The 1,388-nt window shown below is 75.2% G+C and carries 1 protein-coding gene; it reads left to right on the top strand.

The features are described from left to right. The first annotated feature begins 159 nt into the window (after window positions 1-159). Complete coding sequence (gene alr, locus ACWEVO_RS36525; RefSeq protein ID WP_452311950.1) at window positions 160-1,278, top strand: alanine racemase; 1,119 nt, start codon at window positions 160-162, stop codon at window positions 1,276-1,278. The last annotated feature ends 110 nt before the right edge of the window (window positions 1,279-1,388 follow it).

Below are 1,388 nucleotides of genomic sequence, written 5' to 3'. Positions count from 1 at the left end.
GGCGCGCGGCGGCCCGGTGACCGCGCCCGACGTGGCGACCGCGCTCCGCCCGGTGCTCGCCCGGCTGCGCTGACCGGGACGGCGGCCGGCGGGCCCGGGCGGGGACCGGCCACGCGGCTCACGGCGCACGGTGATCACCGGCGGAAGTAGGCTGGGGGCATGTGGCAGTCGGAGGTGCGCGTCGACCTGGACTCGATCCGGGAGAACGTGGCCCAGCTCACGTCGGGCACCAGCGCCGAGCTGATGGCGGTGGTCAAGGCCGACGGGTACGGCCACGGCATGGTGCCGGTCGCCCGCGCCGCGCTCGACGCCGGCGCGGACTGGCTCGGGGTCTGCACCCTCGACGAGGCGCTCCTGCTGCGCCAGGCGGGGATCACCGCCCCGGTGCTGGCCTGGCTGCTCGACCCGGGCCTGCCGCTGCACGACGGGGTGGCCGTCGGAGTCGACCTGGGCTGCGCCAGCCTCACCCAGCTCGACGAGATGATCGAGGCGAGCCGCCGGGCGGACCGTCCGGCCCGGCTGCACCTGAAGATCGACACCGGGTTGTCCCGCGGCGGGGCCACCGTCGCGGACTGGCCGGCCCTGCTGGAGGCCGCCGCGAAGGCCCAGGCCGACGGCCTGGTCGAGGTGGTCGGGGTGTGGAGCCACTTCGTGTACGCGGACTCGCCCGGGCACCCCACCACGGACCGCCAGCTCGCCGTGTTCCACGAGGGGCTGGAGATGGTGGAGCGGGCCGGGCTGCGCCCGCGCTACCGGCACCTGGCCAACTCGGCCGCCACGTTGACCCGCCCGGACGCCCACTTCGACCTGGTCCGCCCCGGCCTGGCCATCTACGGCCTGTCGCCGATCGCCGGCGAGCAGTTCGGGCTGCGGCCCGCGATGACCGCGCGCGCCCGGGTGATGCTCACCAAGCGGGTCCCGGCCGGCACCGGCGTCTCGTACGGCCACACCTACCTCACCGAGCGGGAGAGCAACCTGGCCGTGGTCCCGCTGGGCTACGGCGACGGGGTGCCGCGGCACGCCTCGAACATCGGGCCGGTGCAGCTCGGCGGCAAGCGGCGGACGATCTCCGGCCGGGTCTGCATGGACCAGTTCGTGCTCGACTGCGGCGACGACGAGGTGGCCGCCGGGGATGTGGCGACCCTCTTCGGCAGCGGCGCGGACGGCGAGCCGACCGCCGACGACTGGGCCGAGGCGGTCGGCACCATCAACTACGAGATCGTCACCCGCTTCGGCGGGGTCCGGGTGCCCCGCGTCTACGACGGCGAGCGGCCGTGAGTTTGCGCGTGCCCCTGATCCACCGGCTCCAGGCCACCGACGCGCCGGACCTGGCGTGCCGGTGGAACTGCAAGGCCGGCAAGTGCGGCTCCTGCTCCATGGAGATCAAC

The sequence above is a fragment of the Micromonospora sp. NPDC003776 genome, assembly GCF_053605645.1.
The sequence above is the reverse complement of the archived record's forward strand: the minus strand, read 5'-3'. Positions and strand labels throughout refer to the sequence as shown.